This is a genomic window from Barrientosiimonas endolithica (genome assembly GCF_030296655.1).
Taxonomy (GTDB): domain Bacteria; phylum Actinomycetota; class Actinomycetes; order Actinomycetales; family Dermatophilaceae; genus Barrientosiimonas; species Barrientosiimonas humi.
Map to the genome: position 1 here is coordinate 3313537 of NZ_AP027735.1, position 21115 is coordinate 3334651.

General features: G+C 72.4%; 17 protein-coding genes and 2 pseudogenes. 8 read left to right on the forward strand and 11 right to left on the reverse strand.

Annotated features, from left to right (window positions below; genetic code table 11):
• Positions 1-69: 69 nt before the first annotated feature.
• Both QUE40_RS16710 and QUE40_RS16715 read right to left on the reverse strand, forming a co-directional pair.
• Positions 70-1053: a pirin family protein gene (locus tag QUE40_RS16710; protein WP_289231675.1), complete on the reverse strand. Its 984-nt coding sequence runs from the start codon at positions 1051-1053 to the stop codon at positions 70-72.
• Between the two features lie 148 nt (positions 1054-1201).
• Positions 1202-2458: pseudogene (locus QUE40_RS16715) on the reverse strand (NAD(P)/FAD-dependent oxidoreductase); the annotation flags it as partial.
• 354 nt (positions 2459-2812) lie between these two features.
• Between QUE40_RS16715 and QUE40_RS16720 the strand changes: the two are divergent.
• The 5 genes from QUE40_RS16720 to QUE40_RS16740 are packed head-to-tail and all read left to right on the forward strand — an operon-like array spanning position 2813 to position 6315.
• Positions 2813-3571, forward strand: coding sequence for an SDR family NAD(P)-dependent oxidoreductase (locus tag QUE40_RS16720; protein ID WP_289231676.1), 759 nt, complete (start codon positions 2813-2815; stop codon positions 3569-3571).
• Positions 3572-3604: 33 nt separating this feature from the next.
• Positions 3605-4531, forward strand: coding sequence for an ROK family protein (locus QUE40_RS16725; RefSeq protein WP_289231677.1), 927 nt, complete (start codon positions 3605-3607; stop codon positions 4529-4531).
• Entirely contained in the window at positions 4528-4944 is a 417-nt protein-coding gene (locus QUE40_RS16730; protein ID WP_289231678.1) for a PfkB family carbohydrate kinase, read from the forward strand. The genes QUE40_RS16725 and QUE40_RS16730 overlap by 4 nt, the downstream gene beginning before the upstream one ends.
• Entirely contained in the window at positions 4937-5470 is a 534-nt protein-coding gene (locus tag QUE40_RS16735) for a PfkB family carbohydrate kinase (RefSeq protein WP_289231679.1), read from the forward strand. The genes QUE40_RS16730 and QUE40_RS16735 overlap by 8 nt, the downstream gene beginning before the upstream one ends.
• The gene (locus tag QUE40_RS16740; RefSeq protein WP_289231680.1) at positions 5470-6315 is read left to right on the forward strand and encodes a class II fructose-bisphosphate aldolase; all 846 of its coding nucleotides are present in this window, start codon (positions 5470-5472) and stop codon (positions 6313-6315) included. Before QUE40_RS16735 ends, QUE40_RS16740 begins: the two co-directional genes overlap by 1 nt.
• A 745-nt stretch (positions 6316-7060) precedes the next feature.
• Here QUE40_RS16740 and QUE40_RS16745 read toward each other — a convergent pair.
• On the reverse strand, positions 7061-7849 hold the full coding sequence (locus QUE40_RS16745; protein ID WP_350227000.1) for an SIS domain-containing protein: 789 nt from the start codon (positions 7847-7849) through the stop codon (positions 7061-7063).
• A 251-nt stretch (positions 7850-8100) separates the two neighbouring features.
• Between QUE40_RS16745 and QUE40_RS16750 the strand changes: the two are divergent.
• Positions 8101-9275 (forward strand): annotated as a pseudogene (locus tag QUE40_RS16750) (Gfo/Idh/MocA family protein).
• 207 nt (positions 9276-9482) lie between these two features.
• Positions 9483-11036 carry a DHA2 family efflux MFS transporter permease subunit gene (locus tag QUE40_RS16755; RefSeq protein WP_289231681.1) on the forward strand — a complete coding sequence of 518 codons (1554 nt, stop codon included), beginning with the start codon at positions 9483-9485 and terminating at the stop codon, positions 11034-11036.
• 81 nt (positions 11037-11117) lie between these two features.
• Here the strand turns inward: QUE40_RS16755 and QUE40_RS16760 are convergent, their stop codons facing one another.
• The 3 genes from QUE40_RS16760 to ppc form a co-directional block, all read right to left on the reverse strand.
• Complete coding sequence (locus tag QUE40_RS16760; protein ID WP_289231682.1) at positions 11118-11657, reverse strand: type 1 glutamine amidotransferase domain-containing protein; 540 nt, start codon at positions 11655-11657, stop codon at positions 11118-11120.
• A 41-nt stretch (positions 11658-11698) separates the two neighbouring features.
• Positions 11699-12349, reverse strand: a complete 651-nt coding sequence (locus QUE40_RS16765; RefSeq protein WP_289231683.1) for a DedA family protein — start codon at positions 12347-12349, stop codon at positions 11699-11701.
• Between the two features lie 156 nt (positions 12350-12505).
• Positions 12506-15280, reverse strand: coding sequence for a phosphoenolpyruvate carboxylase (gene ppc, locus QUE40_RS16770; protein WP_289231684.1), 2775 nt, complete (start codon positions 15278-15280; stop codon positions 12506-12508).
• Between the two features lie 134 nt (positions 15281-15414).
• On the opposite strand from ppc, the gene QUE40_RS16775 reads away from it, so the two are divergent.
• Complete coding sequence (locus QUE40_RS16775) at positions 15415-16713, forward strand: cytochrome P450 (protein ID WP_289233115.1); 1299 nt, start codon at positions 15415-15417, stop codon at positions 16711-16713.
• Positions 16714-17308: 595 nt separating this feature from the next.
• Here the strand turns inward: QUE40_RS16775 and QUE40_RS16780 are convergent.
• From QUE40_RS16780 to QUE40_RS16800, 5 genes are all read right to left on the reverse strand, one after another.
• Positions 17309-17653, reverse strand: coding sequence for a hypothetical protein (locus QUE40_RS16780; RefSeq protein ID WP_289231685.1), 345 nt, complete (start codon positions 17651-17653; stop codon positions 17309-17311).
• 119 nt (positions 17654-17772) lie between these two features.
• Positions 17773-18501: an FAD-dependent monooxygenase gene (locus QUE40_RS16785; RefSeq protein WP_289231686.1), complete on the reverse strand. Its 729-nt coding sequence runs from the start codon at positions 18499-18501 to the stop codon at positions 17773-17775.
• Positions 18393-18785 carry an FAD-dependent oxidoreductase gene (locus QUE40_RS16790; RefSeq protein ID WP_289231687.1) on the reverse strand — a complete coding sequence of 131 codons (393 nt, stop codon included), beginning with the start codon at positions 18783-18785 and terminating at the stop codon, positions 18393-18395. The genes QUE40_RS16785 and QUE40_RS16790 overlap by 109 nt, the downstream gene beginning before the upstream one ends.
• Positions 18782-19102 carry a GNAT family N-acetyltransferase gene (locus tag QUE40_RS16795; RefSeq protein ID WP_289231688.1) on the reverse strand — a complete coding sequence of 107 codons (321 nt, stop codon included), beginning with the start codon at positions 19100-19102 and terminating at the stop codon, positions 18782-18784. The genes QUE40_RS16790 and QUE40_RS16795 overlap by 4 nt, the downstream gene beginning before the upstream one ends.
• 73 nt (positions 19103-19175) lie before the next feature.
• Positions 19176-20990 carry an AMP-dependent synthetase/ligase gene (locus tag QUE40_RS16800; protein ID WP_289231689.1) on the reverse strand — a complete coding sequence of 605 codons (1815 nt, stop codon included), beginning with the start codon at positions 20988-20990 and terminating at the stop codon, positions 19176-19178.
• Positions 20991-21115: the final 125 nt, after the last annotated feature.

Genomic DNA, 21115 nt, shown 5'->3' on the forward strand with positions numbered 1-21115 from the left:
GTGAACGGAATGCCCCGGGGTCTCGATACGGCCTCGTCCCTCGGCCTACTCGACCAGCGTGGGTGCGGCCTACTCGACCAGCGTGGGCCCTTCGCGGCGGCGGCTGCGCAGCGGTCCGTTGGGCAGCGCGGGGGCGGGGAGGCGGTCGCGGCCGCCGTCGTACCCCTGGACGTCGCCGAACCGGTCGGACCCGGCCTCCCACTCCGCGCGGTATGCCGCGACCTCGTCGTGGTTGCGGCCGATGAAGTTCCACCACATGACGATCTCCTCGTCATAGGGCTCGCCGCCGAGCAGCACGATGCGGGCGCCCTGCTCGGAGGTGAGGTGCAGCGAGGCACGGCCGGGGTCGGTCACCGCGAGCGCACCCGACTCGAGCGCGGCGCCCTCCAGCGTCACGTCGCCGTCGTCGAGCAGCACCGCGTGCTCGAAGCCGGGGTCGACCTCGACCTGCCAGTCGGCACCCGGCTCGAGACGAATCTCCGCCGCCAGCAACGGAGTTGCGGTCTCGATCGGCGAGTCGGCTCCGGCCAGCGACCCCACGAACACCCGCCCGTGCACCCCCTCGCCCAGCGCCGACTCCGGCGCCGCGAAGTGCTGCAGCCGGCGCGGCAGGTCACGGTCGGCCTCGGGCAGCACGACCCACAGCTGCACCCCGTGCAACCGCTGCGTGTCCTCGGTCGAGACCTCCGAGTGGGCGATGCCCTGCCCGGCGGTCATCAGGTTGACCTCGCCCGGCCGCACGATCGCGTGGTAGCCGCCGGAGTCGTGGTGCTCGACCTGACCCTCGAACAGCCAGGTGACGGTCTGCAGCGCGGTGTGCGGGTGCGGCGGCACGTGCATCCCGCCGGTGGCTGCGACGTCGTCGGGCCCGTAGTGGTCGACGAAGCACCACGCCCCGACGAACGACCGGTCGCGGTGCGGCAGCGTGCGCCGCACGGTCATCGCCCGCGGCCCGCCCAGCGGAACCTCGCGCGGCGCCAGCACCAGCACGTCCTTCGCGTCGTGCATCGGCTCGCCCACGACCTCCTGCGGGTCGCGCTCCTCGTTGCTCATCTCGGCCTCCCGTGGGGGTTGCTGTCAGCCAGTGTCTCGCGCAGCGCCGCGAGGTGGGCGTGCACCAGGGGGATCGCCGACGCGCCCTCCCCGAAGCCGACGCGACACGCTTCATCGACCCGGCGCGTACGTCTCCGGCGGCGAAGATTCCCGGCACCGTGGTCTCGAGGTTGGCGGGCGGAATGCCTTCTCGCCAATGGTCTTTCGGCACGTCGCGGCCGGTCAGCAGGTATCCGCGCTCGTCGCGCGCGACCGTGTCTGGCACCCAGTCGACGTGCGGGCTCGCCCCGAGCAGCAGGAACAGCCCGCTCGTCTCGACCCGTTCGGCGCCGTCGGGCCCGGTCAGCTCGATCCACTCCAGCCGGCCGGCGCCGCCGCCGTCGGTCACCTCGGTCGAGCCGCGGACCGTGATGAGCGGGTTGGAGCGGATCTCCCGCACGAGGTAGTCCGACATGGTCTCGGCCAGCCCAGCCCGCCGTACGACGATGGTCACCGACGCGGCGTACCTCGCCAGGTGCACCGCCGCCTGCCCGGCCGAGTTGCCGCCGCCCACGACGTGCACGTGCTTGCCGGTCATCTCCTGCGCGGCGCTGGTCGCGGCGCCGTAGTGCACGCCGAGCCCCACCAGCTCCTCGAGCGGCGCGACGCCGAGACGCCGATACTTCACGCCGCTCGCGATGATCACCGACCAGGCGCAGATGCAGGTGCCGCCGACCCACGCGTGCTGGTGCTGCCCCTCGGGCTCGATGCCGGTCACCGGCAGCGCGGCGAAGAAGCGCGCCCCGAACCGCGACGCCTGCATGCGCGCACGCTGCGCGAGCCGCATCCCGGAGATGCCGCGCGGGAAGCCGAGGTAGTTGCGGATCATCGAGCTGGTGCCGGCCTGGCCACCGATCGCGTCGGCGTCGACCACCACCGTCGACAACCCCTCCGAGGCGGCGTAGACCGCCGCGGCGAGCCCCGCCGGCCCCGCGCCCACCACCAGCACGTCGGCCACGGTGCCCTCGGGGATGTCGGACGGCGCGCCGTACATCACCGCCGCGAGGTCGGCCACGGACGGCTGCACGAGGGTGCCGCGCCCGAACGTGTCGATCACGGGAAGCCTTGCGGGACCGTCGATCTCGACGTCAGCGAGCACCTCTTGCCCCTGCTCGGAGCAGGAGGAGTAGACCGAGCTCGGCACGCCGGTGCGCGAGAGGTAGTCGCGGATGCGGGCGAGGTCGGCCGAGTCGGTGTCGGCGACGATGCGCACGGCGTCGACCACCGGGCGCGCGGCCGACCAGCCCCAGTCGCTCAGCAGCTCGCTCACCGCCTGGTGGAACTCCTCGTCGCGCGGCCCGCGCGGCACGCCGAGATAGGCGTCGTAGCAGCCGTCGAGCATCGCCTGGCGCACCTCCTCGACCATCCGCCCGAAGTCGCTCGCCGGCAGCACGCACAGCCGCCGCGCGGTCGGCACGACCTGGTGCAGCGCGGTCAGCACCTGCGCCGCGGTGCCGCCGGGCACCACGCACTCGCACACGAGCAGGGCGACGGGCTCGCCCGCGCGCGCCCGACGTACGCACTCGGCACGGGCGGTGTCGGCGTCACCGACGGTGAGCACGTCGTAGTCCCCGGAGTAACGGTCCTCGAGCACGGATCGGATGGCCTCGGCGGAGACACCGGCGACGGCGAGGATGAGCGGGCGGGTCACGGCGACCAGTCTGCCTGTGAGCCGCGGGCAACGCGCCCGCGAGGGCGGATCGGCTGCGACGATGCCTGCATGATCCTCGACCTCACCGGACGCACCGCGCTCGTCACCGGCGGCGGGGTCGGCATCGGCGCCGCCGTGGCCGCTGCGCTCACCGACGCGGGGGCGCGCGTCGCGATCACCTATCGCAGCCACCCGCCCACCGAGGAGGCGCTGACCGCGCTCGGTGGTCCGGCGGGTCGGCCGGTGGCGGTGCAGCTCGACAGCGCCGACGAGGCCGCGGTCGAGCGGTCGGTGGGCGAGGCGGCTGCCGAGCTCGGCGGGCTCGACATCGTCGTCAACAACATCGGCGGGCTCGTGCGCCGCGCCACGCTCGACACCCTCACGCTCGCGCAGTGGCGCGAGATCCTGACGGTCAACCTCGACAGCACGTTCCTCGTGAGCCACGCGGCGCTGCCGCACCTGCGCGACGGCACCGGCCGGATCATCAACCTGGCCTCGCTCGCCGGGCACACCGGCGGGCACCCGGGCGCCCTGGCGTACGCCACCGCCAAGGCCGGCATCTTCGGCTTCACCCGCGCGCTCGCGAAGGAGCTTGCGCCGCGCGGCATCACGGTCAACGCGCTGGCCCCGGGATTCATCGAGGCCACGCCGTTCCACGACACGTTCACCACGGCCGACTCCAAGGCCGCGACGATCCGCGACATCCCGGCCGGCCGCGCGGGCACGCCGCTCGACGTGGCGGGCGCCGCGGTGTGGCTCGCGTCCGACCTGGCGAGCTATGTCAACGGGGCGGTCATCGACATCAACGGCGCGCAGTACTTCCACTGAGTCCCCCGTCACCCACCTGGAAGACTGACGCCTGTGACGGACGAGGTCGTCGGCATCGACGTGGGCGGGACCCGCATCAAGTCGGTGCTGCTGACGAGGTCCGGCGACGTGCTCGCCGAGGACACGCGGCCGACTCCGGCAGACGCGTCCGTACGTCTGGGGCCGGCTCTCGCCGACATCGTCACCTCGCTGGTCGAGCGGGGTGGGGGTGAGTCCGGCGGGCCGGGCGAGGTGCGGCCGGCGCGGGTCGGCATCGGGGTTCCGGGCATCGTCGACGAGCAGCGCCAGGTCGGCGTGCGCTCCGCCAACCTCGGGTGGCACGACCTCGATCTGCAGCGGGCGTTCGGCGAGCACCTGTCGCTGCCGTTCGTCGTCGGGCACGACGTGCGCTGCGGCCTGCTCGCCGAGGCACGACTGGGGGCGGCGCAGGGGTGCACCGAGGTGCTGTTCGTGCCGCTCGGCACCGGCGTCGCCGCGGCCCAGCTCGTCGGCGGGCGGCTGTGGCACGGGCGGCCGTGGGCCGGCGAGATCGGGCACGTGGTGGTCGACCCCGACGGCGACCCGTGCGCCTGCGGTCTGCGCGGGTGCCTCGAGACGGTGGCGAGCGCGGGGGCGATCGGGCGTCGGTGGTCGGTGCTGACCGGTCGCACCGGCGACGCGGCCGAGGTCGCGCGACTCGTCGCCGCGGGAGACCAACAAGCAATCTCGTTGTGGCACAACGCGATCGAGGCCCTGGCCGCGGTCATCTCGCCCGTCGTTGCCGCCAACGGCACCCAGCTGGTGCTCGTCGGTGGCGGTCTCGTGCGGGCGGGCGACCTGCTGCTCGACCCGTTGCGCGAGGCGGTGCACGCACGGCTGGCCCCGGCCATGCGGCCGGCGGTGGCGCCCGCGTCGCTCGGCGACCGGGCCGGCTCGCTCGGAGCGGCGCTGCTGTCGCTCGAGGCCGGAGGCGTCGCGTGATCGTCACGCTCACGCCCAACCCCGCGGTCGACGTGACCTATCGCGTCGGGGCGCTCGAGGTCGGCGGCTCGCACCCGGTTGGCGCGGTGCGCGAGCAGGCGGGCGGCAAGGGGGTCAACACCGCGGCGGTGCTCACGACCATGGGGCAGGACTGCGTGGCCGTCTGCCCGGTCGGGGCGGACGACGCCGACCGGTTCGCGGCCGATCTCGACGCCCGCGGCGTGCGCCATCGGCTGCTCCGGCTGCCTGGCCGCACCCGCCGCTCGGTCACCGTGGTCGACGACGCCGGCGAGGCGACGGTGCTCAACGAGCCGGGGCTGCCGTGGGGTCGCGGGGAGCGCGACATAGTGGTCGAAGTCGTCGCTCAATCTCTCTGGCGCATGGGTTCTCACGATCAGCGGCAGCGTGCCTGACGCTGCCGTGGCGGCGGTCGTGCGGTGCGTCGAGACGGCCGACGCCCTGGCCGTGCCGGCGGTGCTCGACCTGCGCGGACCGGTGCTGCGCGACTCCCTGGCGCACGGCCCGGCGCTCGTGAAGCCGAACCGTGCCGAAGCGGCGGCGATGCTGGGGTTCGACGCCTCGGCCGCGCCGTCCGCAGCCGAGCTCGCCGAGCGACTGGTCGGCGACGGTGCCGGTGCCGCAGTCGTCTCCGACGGTGCGGCGGGGCTGACGCTGGTGTCCGGCGATGGCATACGGCTGGTGGGGCGGTTGTCAGAACCGTTGCAGGGCAACGCAACTGGTGCCGGCGACGCACTCACCGCCGCGCTGGCTGCGGGACTGGCCGAAGGCGTACCGACTGGGCGGGACGCCTGGGCCGAGACCCTGCGCACGGGGGTCGCCTGGTCGGCCGCCGCGGTGCTGCAGCCCGTCGCCGGCGCCGTCGACCCCGCCGACGTCGCCCGCCTGCTCCCCCGTGTCGAGATCGAGGAGATCGCCTGATGACCCTGGCCAACCTGACCGAGCTGCTCGCGACGACGACGCGGGGTGCGATCGCGGCGTTCAACGTCATCCAGATCGAGCACGCCGAGGCGTACGCCGCGGCCGCCGCGCACACGAATCTGCCTGTGGTCATGCAGATCTCGCAGAACGCCGTGCGCTATCACGGGGCGCTGGCACCGATCGCCGCCGCCACCCTCGCGGTCGCGCGCGCCAGCGAGCAGCCGGTCGTCGTGCACCTCGACCACGCCGAGGACGAGGACCTCGTCCGGGAGGCCGTCGAGCTCGGCCTCACGTCGGTGATGTACGACGGTTCGCGCCTCCCCGACGAGCAGAACCGGGAGGCGACCGCGCGCGTCGTGCAGCGCTGCCACGACGCGGGGGTCAGCGTCGAGGCCGAGCTGGGCGAGGTCGGCGGCAAGGACGGCGTGCACGCGCCGGGCGTGCGCACCGACCCGGCGGACGCCGCGCAGTTCGTCGCCGACACGGGGGTCGACGCGCTGGCGGTCGCGGTCGGCAGCTCGCACGCCATGACCTCGCGCACCGCCGAGCTCGACGTCGACCTGATCGCGCGGCTGCGCGAGGGCGTACCCGTCCCGCTCGTGCTGCACGGCTCCTCCGGCGTGCCCGACGCGGGGCTCGTCGCCGCCGTGCGCGCGGGCATGCGCAAGGTCAACATCGCCACCCACCTGAACCAGGTCTTCACCGAGGCGATGCAGGCCTCGCTGCGGGAGCACCCCACCGTCGACACCCGCCGCTACCTCGGCGCCGGCCGCGACGCGATCACCGCCGAGGCCGCCCGCCTCCAACAGCTGCTCGCCCTGGAACCCACGACCTTGGTGGAGTAGGCCGGCCGACCACGGAGGTCGAGCGGCTCTCTTGAAGCTGGTCGAGTGGGCCGGAGCGCAGCGGAGGCCGTATCGAGACCCCCTTCCACGGTGGTCGAGTAGGCCGCGAGGGACGAGCGGCCGTATCGAGACCCCTTCCACGGTGGTCGAGTAGGCCGGAGCGCAGCGGAGGCCGTATCGAGACCACGTCACCACGTTCTGTGGTCACCGAAAGGCGCCGGGAGGGGGAGTCGGGCCGTGGTCGGCCTGGTCTGGCGGCTCGCCGTGGCGACGTTGCTGACAGAGCCCGACGTTGTTGACACGGACTGACGTTGTTGACAGACGTGCGTGCTGCAGCAGCCCTTCGTGTCAACAACGCACTGTCGTGTCGAGATCGTGCGGTCGGGTCAGGACCGACCCCCGGACTGGCCAGAATCACCCAGACTGGTCACTTGCAACCGACCAGTCTGTGAGTTCGTGACCACTCTGGCGATGTACGCCATCGGCGACTCGCGAATCCGACGTCACCCCAGGCGTACTCACGCCTCCCGGCGCCGTTCGGTCACCACCGAGCGCGGTGACCCGGTCTCGATACGACCTCGCCTAGCGGCTCGCCCTACCCTTCGATACGCGCTCGTCCCTCGCGCTACTCAGGGCGGCGCTCGACCAGCTTGGTGGGGTCTCAATACGGGCTCGCCCAGCGGCTCGCCCTACTCGACCAGCGTGTGGGGGACTCGCTCCGGCCTGCTCGGCCCGCGTGACGGGGTCAGCCGTCCAGCATCACCGAGCGGCTGAGGTTGCGGGGGCGGTCGGGGTCGAGGCCGCGGGCGGCGGCGCGGGCGACGCACAGGCGGTGCACGCGCACCAGCTCGGCCATCGGGTCGGCGTCGCGGTGCTCGAAGTGCGCGCCGGTCTCGGCGACGTCGTCGGCGAGACCCTCGGGCACCTCGCCGATCGCCCACACGACGCGGCCGGGCTCGGCGATGCTGATCGGGCCGTGGCGGTACTCCATCGCGGGGTAGGCCTCGACCCACATCTGGTTCGACTCGCGCAGCTTCAGCGCCGCCTCGTTGGCGAGGCCGACGGTCCAGCCGCGGCCGACGAAGCTGATCTGGTCGGCCTCGACCAGCGCGCCGAGCACCTCGGCCTCCGGGGCCTCCAGCACCGCGCGCGCCTCGTCGATCGCGGGCGTCAGGTTCTCGCCCATCGCGGCGCGCAGGATCGTCAGGGTCGTGGTGGCGAAACGGGTCTGGACGACCGACTCCTCGTCGACGTCGTCCATCAGCACGGTGTGCTCGGCCAGCTCGGCGATCTCGGTGCCGGGCGTGGCCACGAACGCGACGTGCGGCGTGCCGGCGGCGCGCAGCTCGCGCACGACGTCAACGACCTCGCTGGTCGTGCCCGACCGGCTGATCACGACGACCCGGTCGTAGCCGCGCGCGAGGTGGTGCTCGGAGGCGGCGAACGCGTCGGTCACGCCCTGCCCCAGCTCCTCGCGGCGGGCGGCGTACGCCTGGCCCATGAACCACGACGTCCCGCAGCCGATGGTCGCCACCCGCTCCCCGCGCGCGGCAGCACGTCGACGAGCGAGGGCACCCGCGCGACCGCGCGCGCCCAGTCATCCGGCTGGGTGGCGATCTCGGTGCTGGTGTGGCTGGACGCGGGGCTCATGCGCGACCTCCGTACGGGTGAGCAGATCTGATCGTTTGAGTCACCAATCTTGCACAGTTGCGCACGCCCGTCCAGGTGGATTCGTTAGATTCGTCCCGTCCGCACGCCCCTCGATCCGCTCGGAGCCAGCACCTGATGACCGACCTGCGCCTCGGCGTCGTGGGCTTCGGCCTGCGCGCCAACCTCGCGACCACCGCTCACCGCCCCGGCGAGGGAAGCCGGGTCACCGTCGTCGCCGACCCGCTGGCCGCCGCCCGCGAGCGCGCCGCGGAGCTCGTCCCGGGCGTGCGCACCGTGCCCGACCTCGATGCGCTGCTCACCGACGCCCGCGACGACGTCGACGCCGTGCTGCTGCTCACGCCCGACCACCTGCACCGTGACCACGCGACCGCCACGCTCGAGGCGGGGCTGCCGACGTTCCTCGAGAAGCCGATCGCGACGACGGTGGCCGACGCCGACGCGATCCTCGAGACCGCCCGGCGCACGCGTACCCGCCTGTATGTCGGTCACAACATGCGGCACATGCCGGTGGTCACCGCGATGCGCGAGGCGATCCGGGCCGGCGCGATCGGCGACGTGAAGGCGGTGTGGGTGCGGCACTTCGTGTCGGCCGGCGGCGACTTCTACTTCCACGACTGGCACGCCGACCGGCGCAACACGACCGGGCTGCTGCTGCAGAAGGGTGCCCACGACATCGACGTGATCCATTGGCTCGCAGGCGGATTCACGCGTTCGGCCGCCGCCGTCGGGAGCCTGTCGGTCTACGGCGACGTCGACTCCCGGCGCGACAACTCCGACCGGCGGCTGCGCGACTGGTACGACGTCGGCACCTGGCCGCCGACCGCGCAGCGCGACCTCGCGCCGGTGCTCGACGTGGAGGACATCTCGATGGCCAACCTGGTGCTCGACGGCGGGGTGCTCGCGTCCTACCAGCAGTGCCACTTCACGCCTGACTACTGGCGCAGCTACACCGTCATCGGCACCGCCGGCCGGCTCGAGAACGTCGGCGACGGGCCCGGCGCGCAGGTGCGGATCTGGGACCGCCGGACCGACACGTACGCCGACCCCGACCGGGTCATCGAGGTCGGCGGCGACGACGAGGGCACGGCGGCGCCGACCCGTTGCTGGTCGCCGAGTTCGTGCGCTTCGCCCGCGACGGCGGCCCGACCGAGACCTCGCCGGTCGCGGCGCGTCAGGCGATCGCGGCCGGTGTCGCCGCGACGCAATCGCTGCGCTCGGGCGGCGGCATGGTCGAGGTGCCCGAGCTCGACCCGGACGTCGCGGCCTGGTTCGCCGCCGACCAGCAGTAGCCCTTCCCCTCCGGTCGCCAGTCGCCGGTCGCCAGTCGCCGGTGTCCGCGACTGTCCGCACCGACACCCGACGTACGCCCTCGGCCGGAATATTGGTTGGCGCTCCACCCTTGGGGCTGAAGTACTCTCAGAGTGATACGGCGTCGTATCACCCTGCCCGCGGCTCCCGTCACTCCGCGGAATCCCTTCGCCTCCCTTTGGAGAAGCATGTCTACCGCTGCCCCGCCGGAGTATCCGGACAAGATCGACGGCGCCGTGCTCAAGGTCGCCGGTGTCGTCGTCCTCGGCGCGATCATGTCGATCCTCGACATCACCGTCGTCAACGTCGCGCTGCCGGTCTTCCAGACCGAGTTCGCGACCGACCCCGCCCAGCCGCTGGCGTACTCCACCGTCGCGTGGACCGTCACCGCCTACACGCTCGCGCTCGCCACCGTCATCCCGCTGACCGGCTGGGCCGCCGACCGCTTCGGCACCAAGCGCCTCTACCTGCTCGCCGTCGCGCTGTTCACCGCCGGGTCGGCGCTGTGCGCCGCCGCGGGCTCCATCGAGATGCTGATCGCGTTCCGCGTGCTCCAGGGTCTCGGCGGCGGCATGCTCATGCCGCTCGGCATGACGATCATGACCCGCGCCGCCGGCCCCGACCGGATGGGCCGCCTCATGGCGATCCTCGGCGTGCCGATGCTGCTCGGCCCGATCCTCGGCCCGATCCTCGGCGGCTACCTCATCGAGAACCAGAGCTGGCACTGGATCTTCCTGATCAACGTGCCGATCGGGATCGGCGCCCTGATCTACGCCTTCGTGGTGCTGCCGAACGACTCGGTCGAGCCGTCCGAGACGCTCGACGTAAAGGGCCTGCTGCTCATGTCGCCGGGTCTCGCGCTGTTCCTGTACGGCGTCTCCACCATCCCCGAGGCCGGCACCATCTTCGACGCCGAGGTGCTGATCACGATGGTGCTGGGGGCGGCGCTGATCGTCGCGTTCGTCTTCCACTCCTTCCGCCCGGCGCACCCGCTGCTGGACCTGCGGCTGTTCAAGAACCGCAACCTCACGGTCGCGACCGTCACGATGTTCCTGTTCGCCGCGGCCTTCTTCGGTGGTCTGCTGCTGGTGCCGACGTACTTCCAGTCCGTGCGCGGCGAGTCGACCCTCGACGCCGGCCTGCTGGTCGCCCCGCAGGGCATCGGCGCGATGCTGACCATGCCGATCGCAGGCGCGCTCGCCGACAGGCTGCCGGTCGGGCGGATCGTCCCGGTCGGCCTGGTGCTGATCGTGGGCGGCATGTTCGGGATGACGCAGGTGGGGTCGGAGACGTCCTACACCTACATCATCGTCGTGCTGTTCATCCTCGGCCTGGGCATGGGCGCCACGATGATGCCGCTGATGACCTCGGCGCTGAAGACGCTGACCCACCACGAGGTGGCGCGCGGCTCGACCCTGCTGAACATCGTGCAGCAGATCGCGAGCTCGGTCGGCGTGGCGATCATGTCGGTGATCCTCACCAACGCGATCAAGGACCGCGCCCTCGCCGGCCCCGCGATGGCGACCCACAAGGACCCGGCGCTCGTGGAGCGGATGGGTGGCCCGCAGGTCGTGGCGGAGGGCCTGGCGCAGGCCGGCGACGCCTTCTCCACGACCTTCTGGGTCGCGGCGATCCTCGTGGCACTCAGCCTCGTGCCGGCCGCCATGCTGCCGCGCAAGCGCGAGAAGTCGCACCTGCTCGACGACGAGGGTGAGGCCCGCCCGCCGGTCGTCGTGCACTGAGGCGAGCCGCTCGTACCTCAAAGGCGCGAGGCGTATCGGCATGCCGATACGCCTCGCGCCTTCTTGGGTCTCCGGCGCGGGTCAGCCGGCGCCGTTGCTGCCCACCGCTTCGAGCAGCGCCTCGTTGAAGGCCGGGATGTCGTCGGGGTTGCGGCTGGTGATCAGGTTGCCGTCGATGACGACCTCCTGGTCGACCCAGGTCGCACCCGCGTTGCGCAGGTCGGTCTCCAGGCTCGGCCAGCTGGTCAGCTGCTTGCCCTGGATGACGTCGGCCTCGATGAGGGTCCACGGCGCGTGGCAGATCGCCGCCACCGGCTTGCCCGTGAGCAAGAACTCGCGCACGAAGGCGACCGCGGCCGGGTCGGTGCGCAGGGCGTCGGGGTTCGCGACGCCGCCGGGCAGCACCAGGGCTTCGTAGTCATCGACGCTGGCGTCGCCGACGACCGTGTCGACGTCCCGCTTCTCGGCCTTGTCGAGATGGTCGAAGGTCTGCACCTGCCCCTCCTCGGTCGACAGGAGGCTCGGCTCATAACCGGCGTCGGTGACGGCATCCCACGGCTCGGTCAGCTCGACCCGCTCGATGCCTTCGGTTGCAGTGAGGAACGCGATCTTCTTGGCCATGGCGGCAGTCAACGGCACCCCCTCGGTCGCAGACCACACCCTCAGGTGCGGGCCGTCACCCGCTCCCGCTGTACGTCCGCGGCACCGTCAGTGGGCACGGTCGCCGGGAGCAGCCGGGCCAGCAGGCGCTCGATGAGCAGGCCGACAGAGACCGCGAGGGCGATGCCGATCGCCGCTCCCAGCAACGGGTTTCGCTCCACCCAGTGCCCGGCGAGCGCCCCGAGCGCGACGGAGTAGGTCGCCCAGGTCGTGCAGGACAGGGCGGTCAGCCCGGCGAACCGGCGACGGCTGTACCCCGTGCTGCCGGCGGTGAGGTTCACCGCGACCCGCCCGACCGGGATGTAGCGCGCGACCAGGATGATCACGCCGCCGCGCCGCTCCAGCTGCCCCTCGGCCCACACCCGGGCGCGCGCCAGCCGGGGTGACCGGGCGGACAGGCGGTCGGCGTCGATGCGCCGGCCGATGGCGTACGCCAGGTTGTCGCCGAGCCACGCGCCCACCGCCGCGACGACCGCGAGGGCGACCAGGTTGGGAGCGCCCGAGGCCGCGCCGACGGCGGCGAGCGCGATGAGCAGCGACTCGCTGGGCAGCGGCGGGAACAGCCCGTCGAGCATCGCGAACGAGAAGATCACCGGCAGCACCCAGGTCGCGGCGGCGTGGTCGGTGATGAGCTGGTTCAGCTGGTCGAGCACGGCCTTGGTCTCCCCGGGTGGTGGCGCGGCCGCCCTGCGCGACCGACGTTACGACGGTCGCAGGCCGGGAGAGGTTGCACATCGGCCGCGAGTCCAGACCTGTGTACGACCTAGGTATGACACCCCCAACGCTGATCCTCGACCGGCGTGGAACGGTCAGCCGGAGTTGCGCAGGGCGGTGGCGAGGCCGTTCATCGTCAGCAGGATGCCGCGGCGCACCTGCGGGTCCTCGTCGCCGGCGCGGTATCGGCGCAGCAGCTCGATCTGCAGGTGGTTCAGCGGCTCGAGGTAGGGGAACCGGTTGAACACCGAGCGCTTGAGCGCGGCGTTGTCCCACAGCAGGTCGTCGTGCCCGGTCACGGCCGCGAACATGCGCACCGTGCGGGCGTGCTCGTCGACGATCTTGCCGAAGACCCGCTCGCGCAGCGCCTCGTCGTCGACCAGCCGGGAGTAGCGCTCGGCGATCCCGAGGTCGGACTTGGCCATCACCTGCGCCAGGTTGGACATCACGGTCTGGAAGAACGGCCAGCGCGCGTAGTAGTCGCGCAGCGTCGCGAGCCGCCCGGCGTCCTCGCCGACCCACTGCTCGAGGGCGGCGCCGGTGCCGTACCACCCCGGCAGCATCACGCGCGACAGCGACCAGCTCATCACCCACGGGATCGCCCGCAGGTCGGAGATCTGCTCGGTCGGCTTGCGCGACGCCGGGCGCGAGCCGATGTTGAGGTCACCGATCTCCGCGACGGGGGTCGAGGCCTTGAAGTAGTCGACGAATCCCGGTGTGTCGTGGACAAGCTCGGCGTACGCCGTCCGCGCCAGAGCGGCGATCTCGTCCAGGTGGGCGTAGGCCGCGGCGGTGTCGCCGAGGCCCTCGACGTCCAGCAGCGACGACTCGAGCGTGGCCGACACCAGCGCCTCGAGGTTGCGCGTGGCCAGCGGCGGCTCGGCGTACTTCGCCGCGATGATCTCGCCCTGCTCGGTCAGCCGCAGCGAGCCGCGCACGGCGCCGGGCGGCTGGGCCAGGATCGCCTCGTAGCTGGGGCCGCCGCCGCGACCGACGGTGCCGCCGCGGCCGTGGAACAGCCGCAGCCGCACGTCCTGCTCGCGGGCGACCTCGACCAGGTCGAGCTCGGCGCGGTAGAGCGCCCAGTTCGCCGCGAGGTAGCCGCCGTCCTTGTTGGAGTCGGAGTAGCCGAGCATGACCTCCTGCAGGCCACCCTTGGAGTCGACCAGCTGGCGATAGACCGGCACCGCGAGCGCCGCGCGCAGCGTGCTGGCCGACACCTGCAGGTCCTCGATGGTCTCGAACAGCGGCACGATGTTGACCGGGCAGGTGGCCGCGCCGTCGCCCGGGTCGAGCAGCCCGGCCTCCTTCAGCAGCACCGCGCACTCCAGCAGGTCGGAGACGCTGGTGCACATGCTGATGACGTAGTTCGGCACCGCCTCGGGCCCGAACGTGCGGATCGCGTCGGCGGCCGCCGCGGTGATCGCCAGCTCGCGCGTGGTCTGCTCGGAGAACTCCGCGCCGCGCCCGACCAGCGGGCGGCGCGAGGCGAGCTCGGCGACGAGCAGATCGACCTTCGCGTCCTCGTCGAGCGAGGCGTAGTCGGGGTGCACGCCGGCCCACGCGAACAGGTCGGAGACGGTCTCCTCGTGCACGTCGGAGTTCTGTCGAAGATCGAGGCCGTAAAGGTGGAACCCGAACGACCGCAACGCTTCTCGCAGACGAAGCAGGCGGTCGTCGGCGATCAGGTCGTCGCCGCGCGAGCGCAGCGACGCGTCGATGACGTCGAGGTCGGCCAGCAGCTCCTCGGGCGTGCCGTACGCCGTCGCACCGTCCACCTCCTTCGCGCCCTCGGGGGTGGCGCCGAAGAACCGGACGTACGTCTGCTGCAGCCGCCCACGCGCCCAGCGCACGGCCTGGCGGTACGGCTCGTCGTCGCGGGAGTCGCCGGTGTTGCGGGCCGCGAGAGCGAGCAGCTCGTCGCTGACCGGCGACATGCGTACGGACATGGAGAGGCTGGTCTCCAGGTCGGCGAGCTGGCGCAGGTAGTGGGTGAGCGCGGTCTGCGCGGCGCGGGAGGAGGCGGTGCGCACGACGTCGGCGTCGACGCCGGGGTTGCCGTCGCGGTCGCCGCCGATCCACGAGCCCGCCCGCAGGAGCGGCTCGGGCAGCAGGTCGAGGCCGGGGTAGATCTCGTTCAGCTCGCGGCGCACCCGGGCGTTGAGCTGCGGGAGGACCTCGAACAGCGACGCCTCGAAGAAGCGCAGGCCCACCTCGATCTCGTCGCGGATCTGCACCCGCTGCAGCCGGATCAGCGCGGTCTGCCACAGGGTGAGGATCTGAATCTTGATGTCGCGCAACGCATCCCGCTCCTCCTGCTCGGAGAGGGTCATGCGTTCACGGGTGCGCATCCGCTCCTTGATGCGGCTCTGCGCGTCGAAGACGGTGCGGCGCCGCGTCTCGGTGGGGTGGGCGGTGATGACCGGGACGACCTCGGCGTCGCGCAGGGTGTCGGCGACGACCTCGGGGGCGGGGCCGTCGGCGCGCAGCTTGGCGAACGTGGCGGCGAGCGAGCCGTCGGGGGCGGGGTCGTCGGAGGCCACGTGGAGGGCGCGACGACGCTCGCGGTGCAGGTCCTCGGCGAGGTTGGCCAGCAGCGCGAACAGGCTGAACGCGCGGATGACGTGCAGCGCGTCGCGGGTGGTCTGCCCGTCGAGCAGCTCGGCGAACCCGGCCCGGTCGACCTCCTGACGGCGCACGGCGAAGGCGCGGGTGCGGGCCTCCTCCACCAGGTCGAAGACCCGCTCGCCCTCCTGCTCGCGCAGGACGTCACCGAGCAGTCCGCCGAGGAGGCGGATGTCCTCGCGGAGCGGCTCGGTGGCGGCGCGGCCGTCCTCGGTCACGTCGAAAACCAGGTGCTGCTGCGACATGCGCACCAGGATGGGCGTTACCGATCGGTCATGGGGCGCAACGTTCGGCAGGTGGAAGCGGCGTTCGTCACATCCGATCCACAGAATCCCTGGCGGGCTAACTTTCGGGAGCGTAAGTTGTGCGTGTGAGCCTGATGACGACCACCGTCCGACCTGCTGTCCGCTGGAGCGTCGAGCACGCCCTGCCCCGCCAGGTGCTGCGCATGTCCGAGAAGCGGGGTGACATCCAGGCGCGGCTGGTCGCCGAGTCGCGGCACGTGGCGACGCCCGACCTCGCCGGTCTGTTCGACGAGATCCGGGGTCGCGGGCGGCTGGTGCGCACCGACCTCGCCTACCTCACCGCCCATCACGAGGTGTGCAAGGAGGTGCTCAGCTCGCCCGACGTCAAGGCCGGCTTCCCCGCGCCCGACAACCCGGCGATCGCGCGCATCCTCGACTGGACCAAGTCCGAGACGCTGCACCCGGTGCAGCCGCCGTCGCTGCTCGCGGTCGACGGGCCCGACCACTCCCGATACCGCAAGCTGGTCACCAAGGTCTTCACGGTGAAGGCGGTCGAGGCGCTGCGCGGCCGGGTCGAGGAGATCGCTGCCGGTCTGCTGGACGAGATCGAGGCCGCCGGCGGCGACCAGGTCGAGCTGGTGGAGGCGTACTGCTCGCGCCTGCCGGTCGCGATGATCACCGAGATCCTCGGCGTGCCCCCGCAGGACCAGGACCTCGTGCGCGGGTTCGGCAGCGCCGCCGCGCCGAGCCTCGACATGGGGCTGTCGTGGAAGATGTTCCGCAGCGTCGACAACGGGCTGACCGAGTTCGACACGTGGCTCGACCAGCACCTGGAGAACCTGCGCCGCAACCCCGGCGACAACCTGATGAGCAAGCTGGCCGCCAGCCGCGACGAGGAGGGCGGGCTCAACCTGGTCGAGCTGAAGGCCACCGCCGGGCTGGTGCTCGCCGCCGGCTTCGAGACCACGGTGAACCTGCTCAGCAACGCCATCGCGCTGCTGCACGACCACCCCGAGCAGCGCGACCTGCTCAAGGCCGAGCCGGAGCGCTGGCCCAACGCCGTCGACGAGGTGCTGCGCTTCGACCCGCCGGTGCTGCTGACCGGGCGCAAGGTCGACAAGCCCACCACGATCGCGGGGGTCAACCTGCGGCCGGGCGTGGTCGTGACCACCGTGCTCGCCGGCGCCAACCGCGACCCCGAGGTGTTCACCGACCCCAACACCTTCGACGTCACCCGCGAGAACGCCAAAGACCACATGGCCTTCTCCGCCGGCCGCCACTACTGCCTCGGCGCCTCGCTCGCGCGGCTCGAGGGCGAGGTGGCGCTGCGCGCGCTCTACGAGCGCTTCCCCGACCTGCAGGTGCTCCCCGGCGCCCAGCGCCGCAAGACCCGGGTGCTCCGCGGCTTCCAGGTGCTGCCCGCGACGGTGTGAGCAAGGTGGTCGAGTAGTCGCGTGAGGCACGAGCGCGACGTATCGAGACCCCGCCCCCACACGCCGGTCGAGTAGTCGCGTGAGGCACGAGCGCGACGTATCGAGACCCCGCCGCGTTCGTCACCCAGGGAGAAGCCTCGCACCCCCTTTACGTTGGGGCGTGTGGTGCGCCACCCCTGATGGTGCACCCGATGCACCAGCTCGCAGTGGTGCATGACATGCCCCAACGGATAGCCCGCGACGAGGATGCCGTTGGGCTCTGTTACGAAGCTCATCGGTCTGAGCGTGGGTAGCCGGCGAGATCCGGGGGCACGGCGTCTGGCGGCAGGTCCGCGCGCGGTCGCCCCGTGTCCCGACCAGGGTTGTTCGGCTCGGCGGGGCAAGGGTGGGGTTCGCAGCGGGCCTTACTCTGGGGCGCCTGGTGCGCCAGGGGCGCACATGGGTGGCGCACCACGTGCCCCAGAGTAAGGCCGCCGGCGAGACCGCCTCCGGGGTCGGGGAAAGGCAGGGCCTGCGCTTGGCCAGGTCGGGGCGAGCCGAGGGCACCCCCGACACGCTTCTGCCCCGCGAAGCGGGCGAAGCCCGCCCCATCGTGCTACGGGCCATCGGACTCGTTCACAAGGAGCACGTGGCCCGCCGCCACCCCGGAGAAGAAGTCGGCGATCTCGAACAGCAGCGCAGATGAGGCGGGAGCGTAGAGGTCTTCGAACCTGTCGTGCGTGTCCAGAGCATCGATCACGTCGACGAGGTCCCCCAGCTCGTCCTCGACCCCCTGCAGATCCTCGATCAAGATGTGGCGGAAGGCGCGTTCTCGCTCCACTCGGTACAAGTCACCGTCGGTCGCGGAGAACCACACGACGCCCTGCTGGCGCCACTGCGACAGCACTCGGCCGAATATCCGCTCGAGTGCGTCGAGAGAGATGAGGTGTCGCTGCGCCATCTGAGCAGTGCACCCCATGTGGGCAGTGGCGTGCCACTGGTTTCATGACCGGGCTCGTACGGCGAACTGCCTTGCTGCAGCGACGGTCCGGGGCTCGATGCGTCGCTCGTCCCTCGCGACTACTCGACCAGCGTGGGCCGACTACTCGACCAGCGGGGCGCGGGTGACCGCGCGCATGATCGTGCCGGCGGTGGCGCGGGCGGCCTGGGTGAGCGGGAGGCGCTTGGCCTGCCACCGGCGCAGGTCGCCCTCGGCGTTGAGCGTCTCGGCCAGCGTGACCGCGTCGACGATGGCGTCGCAGGCTCCGCGGCCGAGGTTGGGGTGGCCGCGTGCGCGGCGTCGCCGACGAGGACGTACCGGCCGCGGACGTACGTCGGCAGCGGCGGTGCGACCCAGATGCGGGTCGCGATCGTGTCGGGCCCGGCCTGCTCCAGCGCCCCGCGGACGACCCGTGCCGCGTCCGCAAAACGTTCACGCGCCTCCGCGAGAACCGTTGCGACGTCGAGGGGTTCGGGGCCCAGCTCGCTGCGGTGGGTGGTGAACCAGTACTCCCGCTTCGAGCCCGACGGGCCGAACGGCATCAGGCCGAAGATCAGTCCGCGCCCCCAGTACTCCCCGGCCAGCGACGGGGTCGCCGCCGGGCGCACGCCGCGCAGCGCGACGTACGGCGTCTCGACCCGCTCCGCCCCGCGCGGGTGCACCAGGCCGCGCACCACACTGCGCACCCCGTCGGCGCCGATCACCAGGTCGGCGTCGAGCGAGCCGGGGTCGGCCACCGCCTGCTCGACCCGACGCACGTTCGGCGGCACCGCCGCGTCGAGCCCGGCCAGCAGGTCCGGTCGCGGCACGGCGAGCAGTCCGGGCCGGGTGATCGGGCTGAGCGGGCGCCCGGTGATCGAGTAGAGCCGGCCGGCGCCGGGGCGTACGTCGTCGGCTCGGCCCCGATGCGGCCCAGCGCCGCCCGAGCCGACGGCCACAGCCCGAGCGGGGCGCCGAGCGCCTTGCGGTCGGGCTCGGCCTCGTGCACGACGACCTCGAACTGCGCGGGGTCCAGCCCGGCCGCCAGCGCCAGGCCGGCGATGCCGCCGCCGACGATCGCGACGCGGCGGCGCGGCGCGTCGGGGCCGGTCACTCCGCGGCCGGGAGCCCGAACTTGTCCCGCTGGTCGGCCGGCACCAGGGCGAGGTAGTCGTCCTGGTGGGTGTCGATGTACTTGCGCACGAACGGGCAGAACGGCAGCACGTCGAGGCCGCGCCCCTTCACCTCGTCGAGGGCCGTGCGGACCAGCTCACCGGCCAGGCCGCGGCCGCTGTAGTCGGGCCCGACCTCGGTGTGCGTGAAGGAGATTCGGCCCGGGGCCAGGCGATACTCGGCGAACCCGGCGACCTGGTCGTCGACCAGGACCTCGAACCGGTTCTCGTCGGGGTTGTCGCGGACGGTCGTGCTCATCGTCTCTCCTCGGTCACGGGCGGACAGTCACATCCTGCCTGTCGGGCAACCATCCTGCCCGGTCGGGCCCGGCTCAGCGGCCGTAGAGCTCCTCGATCCGGTCGGCGTACATCTTCTCCACCACGTGCCGGCGCACCTTCAGGGTGGGGGTCAGCTCGCCGCCCTCCTCGGTGAAGTCGTCGGCGAGCAGCGTGAACTTCTTGATGCCCTCGGCGCGCGAGACCAGCGCGCTGGCGCGGTCGACCGCCCCCTGCACCTCGGCCCGCAGCTCGTCGTCGTCGACCAGCTCCTCGGCGGTGGAGCCGTCGCGGCCGTGCTCGGCCGCCCACCGACGTACGCCATCGGGGTCGAGCGTGACCAGCGCGGCGACGAACGGGCGCCCCTCGCCGACGACCATCGCGTGGCCCACGACCGGGTGCGCGCGCAGCTCCTCCTCCATCGGCCCGGGCGCGACGTTCTTGCCGCCGGCGGTGACGATGATGTCCTTGCTGCGGCCGGTGATGCGCAGGTAGCCGTCGTCGAGCGTGCCGAGGTCGCCGGTGCGGAACCAGCCGTCGTCGAACGCGGCGGCGGTGGCGTCGGGGTTGCGCCAGTACTCCGCGAACACGACGCCGCCCTGCAGCTGGATCTCGCCGTCGCCACTGATCCGCACGGCGTTGCCCGCGATCGGACGCCCGACCGACCCGACCCGCGTCATCGTGGGCTGGTTGACGGTGATGGCGGCGCACGACTCGGTGAGGCCGTAGCCCTCGTAGACCGGCACGCCGACGCCGCGGAAGAAGTGGGCCAGCGATGCGCCGAGCGCCCCGCCGCCGGAGATGACGGTGTCGCACTGCCCGCCGAGCGCGTCGCGGATGTTGCCGTAGACGAGCCGGTCGAAGACGGCGTGCTGCGCCCGCAGCGCCCGCCCCGCGCCCGGGCCGCCGGTGTCGGACGACTCCTGCGCGCGGCTGCTGTCGGCTGCCACCTTCTCGGCGCGCCGGAAGATCGCTGCCTTGACGCGGCTCTCGTCGGCCTTGGCGCGGATGCCGTCGTGCACCTTCTCGAACACGCGCGGCACGCCGAGGATCAGGTGCGGCCGGAAGCTGGCGAACTTGTCGGCGACCGAGCCGAAGTCGCCCCAGAAGCCGACGGTCGCGCCGCCCTCGCTGGTGGCGTACGTGACCGCGCGGGCCAGCACGTGCGCGAGCGGCAGGAACATCAGGACCCGCCGCCCCGGCGCGGCCGCGACCCCGATCGGTTGCGACAGCAGGCCCTGCGCCTCGGCGGCGAGGTTGCGCTGCTGCACCACACAACCCTTGGGTCGGCCTGTCGTGCCGGAGGTGTAGATGATCGAGGCGACCGAGTCGAGGGTGACGCCGTCGAGCCGGGCCTGCAGCGTCGCGTCGTCCACATCGGCGCCGCGCGCGGCGAGGTCGGCGATCGCTCCGTCGTCGAGGCACAGCACCGGCACGTCGACCCCGGACTCGGCGACGGTCTGCGCCATCGCGGGGGTCTCGACCACGACCAGGCGAGCCCCCGAGTCGCGCACGATCCACTCGACCTGCGACGCCGACGACGAGGGATAGATCGGCACGGTCGCGCCGCCCGCCGCCCACACGCCGCAGTCGAGCTGGACCCAGGCGTAGCTCGTGCCCGCCATGATCGCGACCCGGTCGCCGGGCTCAACGCCGAGTGCGATCAGGCCCTTGGCCGCGGCCGCGACGGCGTCACGGTGCGCGGTCGCGGTGATCGGCTGCCAGGTCCCGTCGAAGATCTCGAAGCTGACGTGGTCGGGGTCCTGCGCGGCCCGCCGCCAGGCCAACCGCGCCAGGTTGTGCTCCTCGACCAGCTCGACCTCCAGCGGCACCGCGAACTCGCGCGCTCCGGTGCTCGTGTCAGCAGACACCCCGACCCCTCCGAACCTCGTGCGACAGGGACTGCTCCCCCATCGGTTGACGGTAACCCCCGGACGGGTGGAGCGTGCTCCCGCCCCGGAAAGTCCCCACCACACGGCGGTCGAGGCTCACGGCG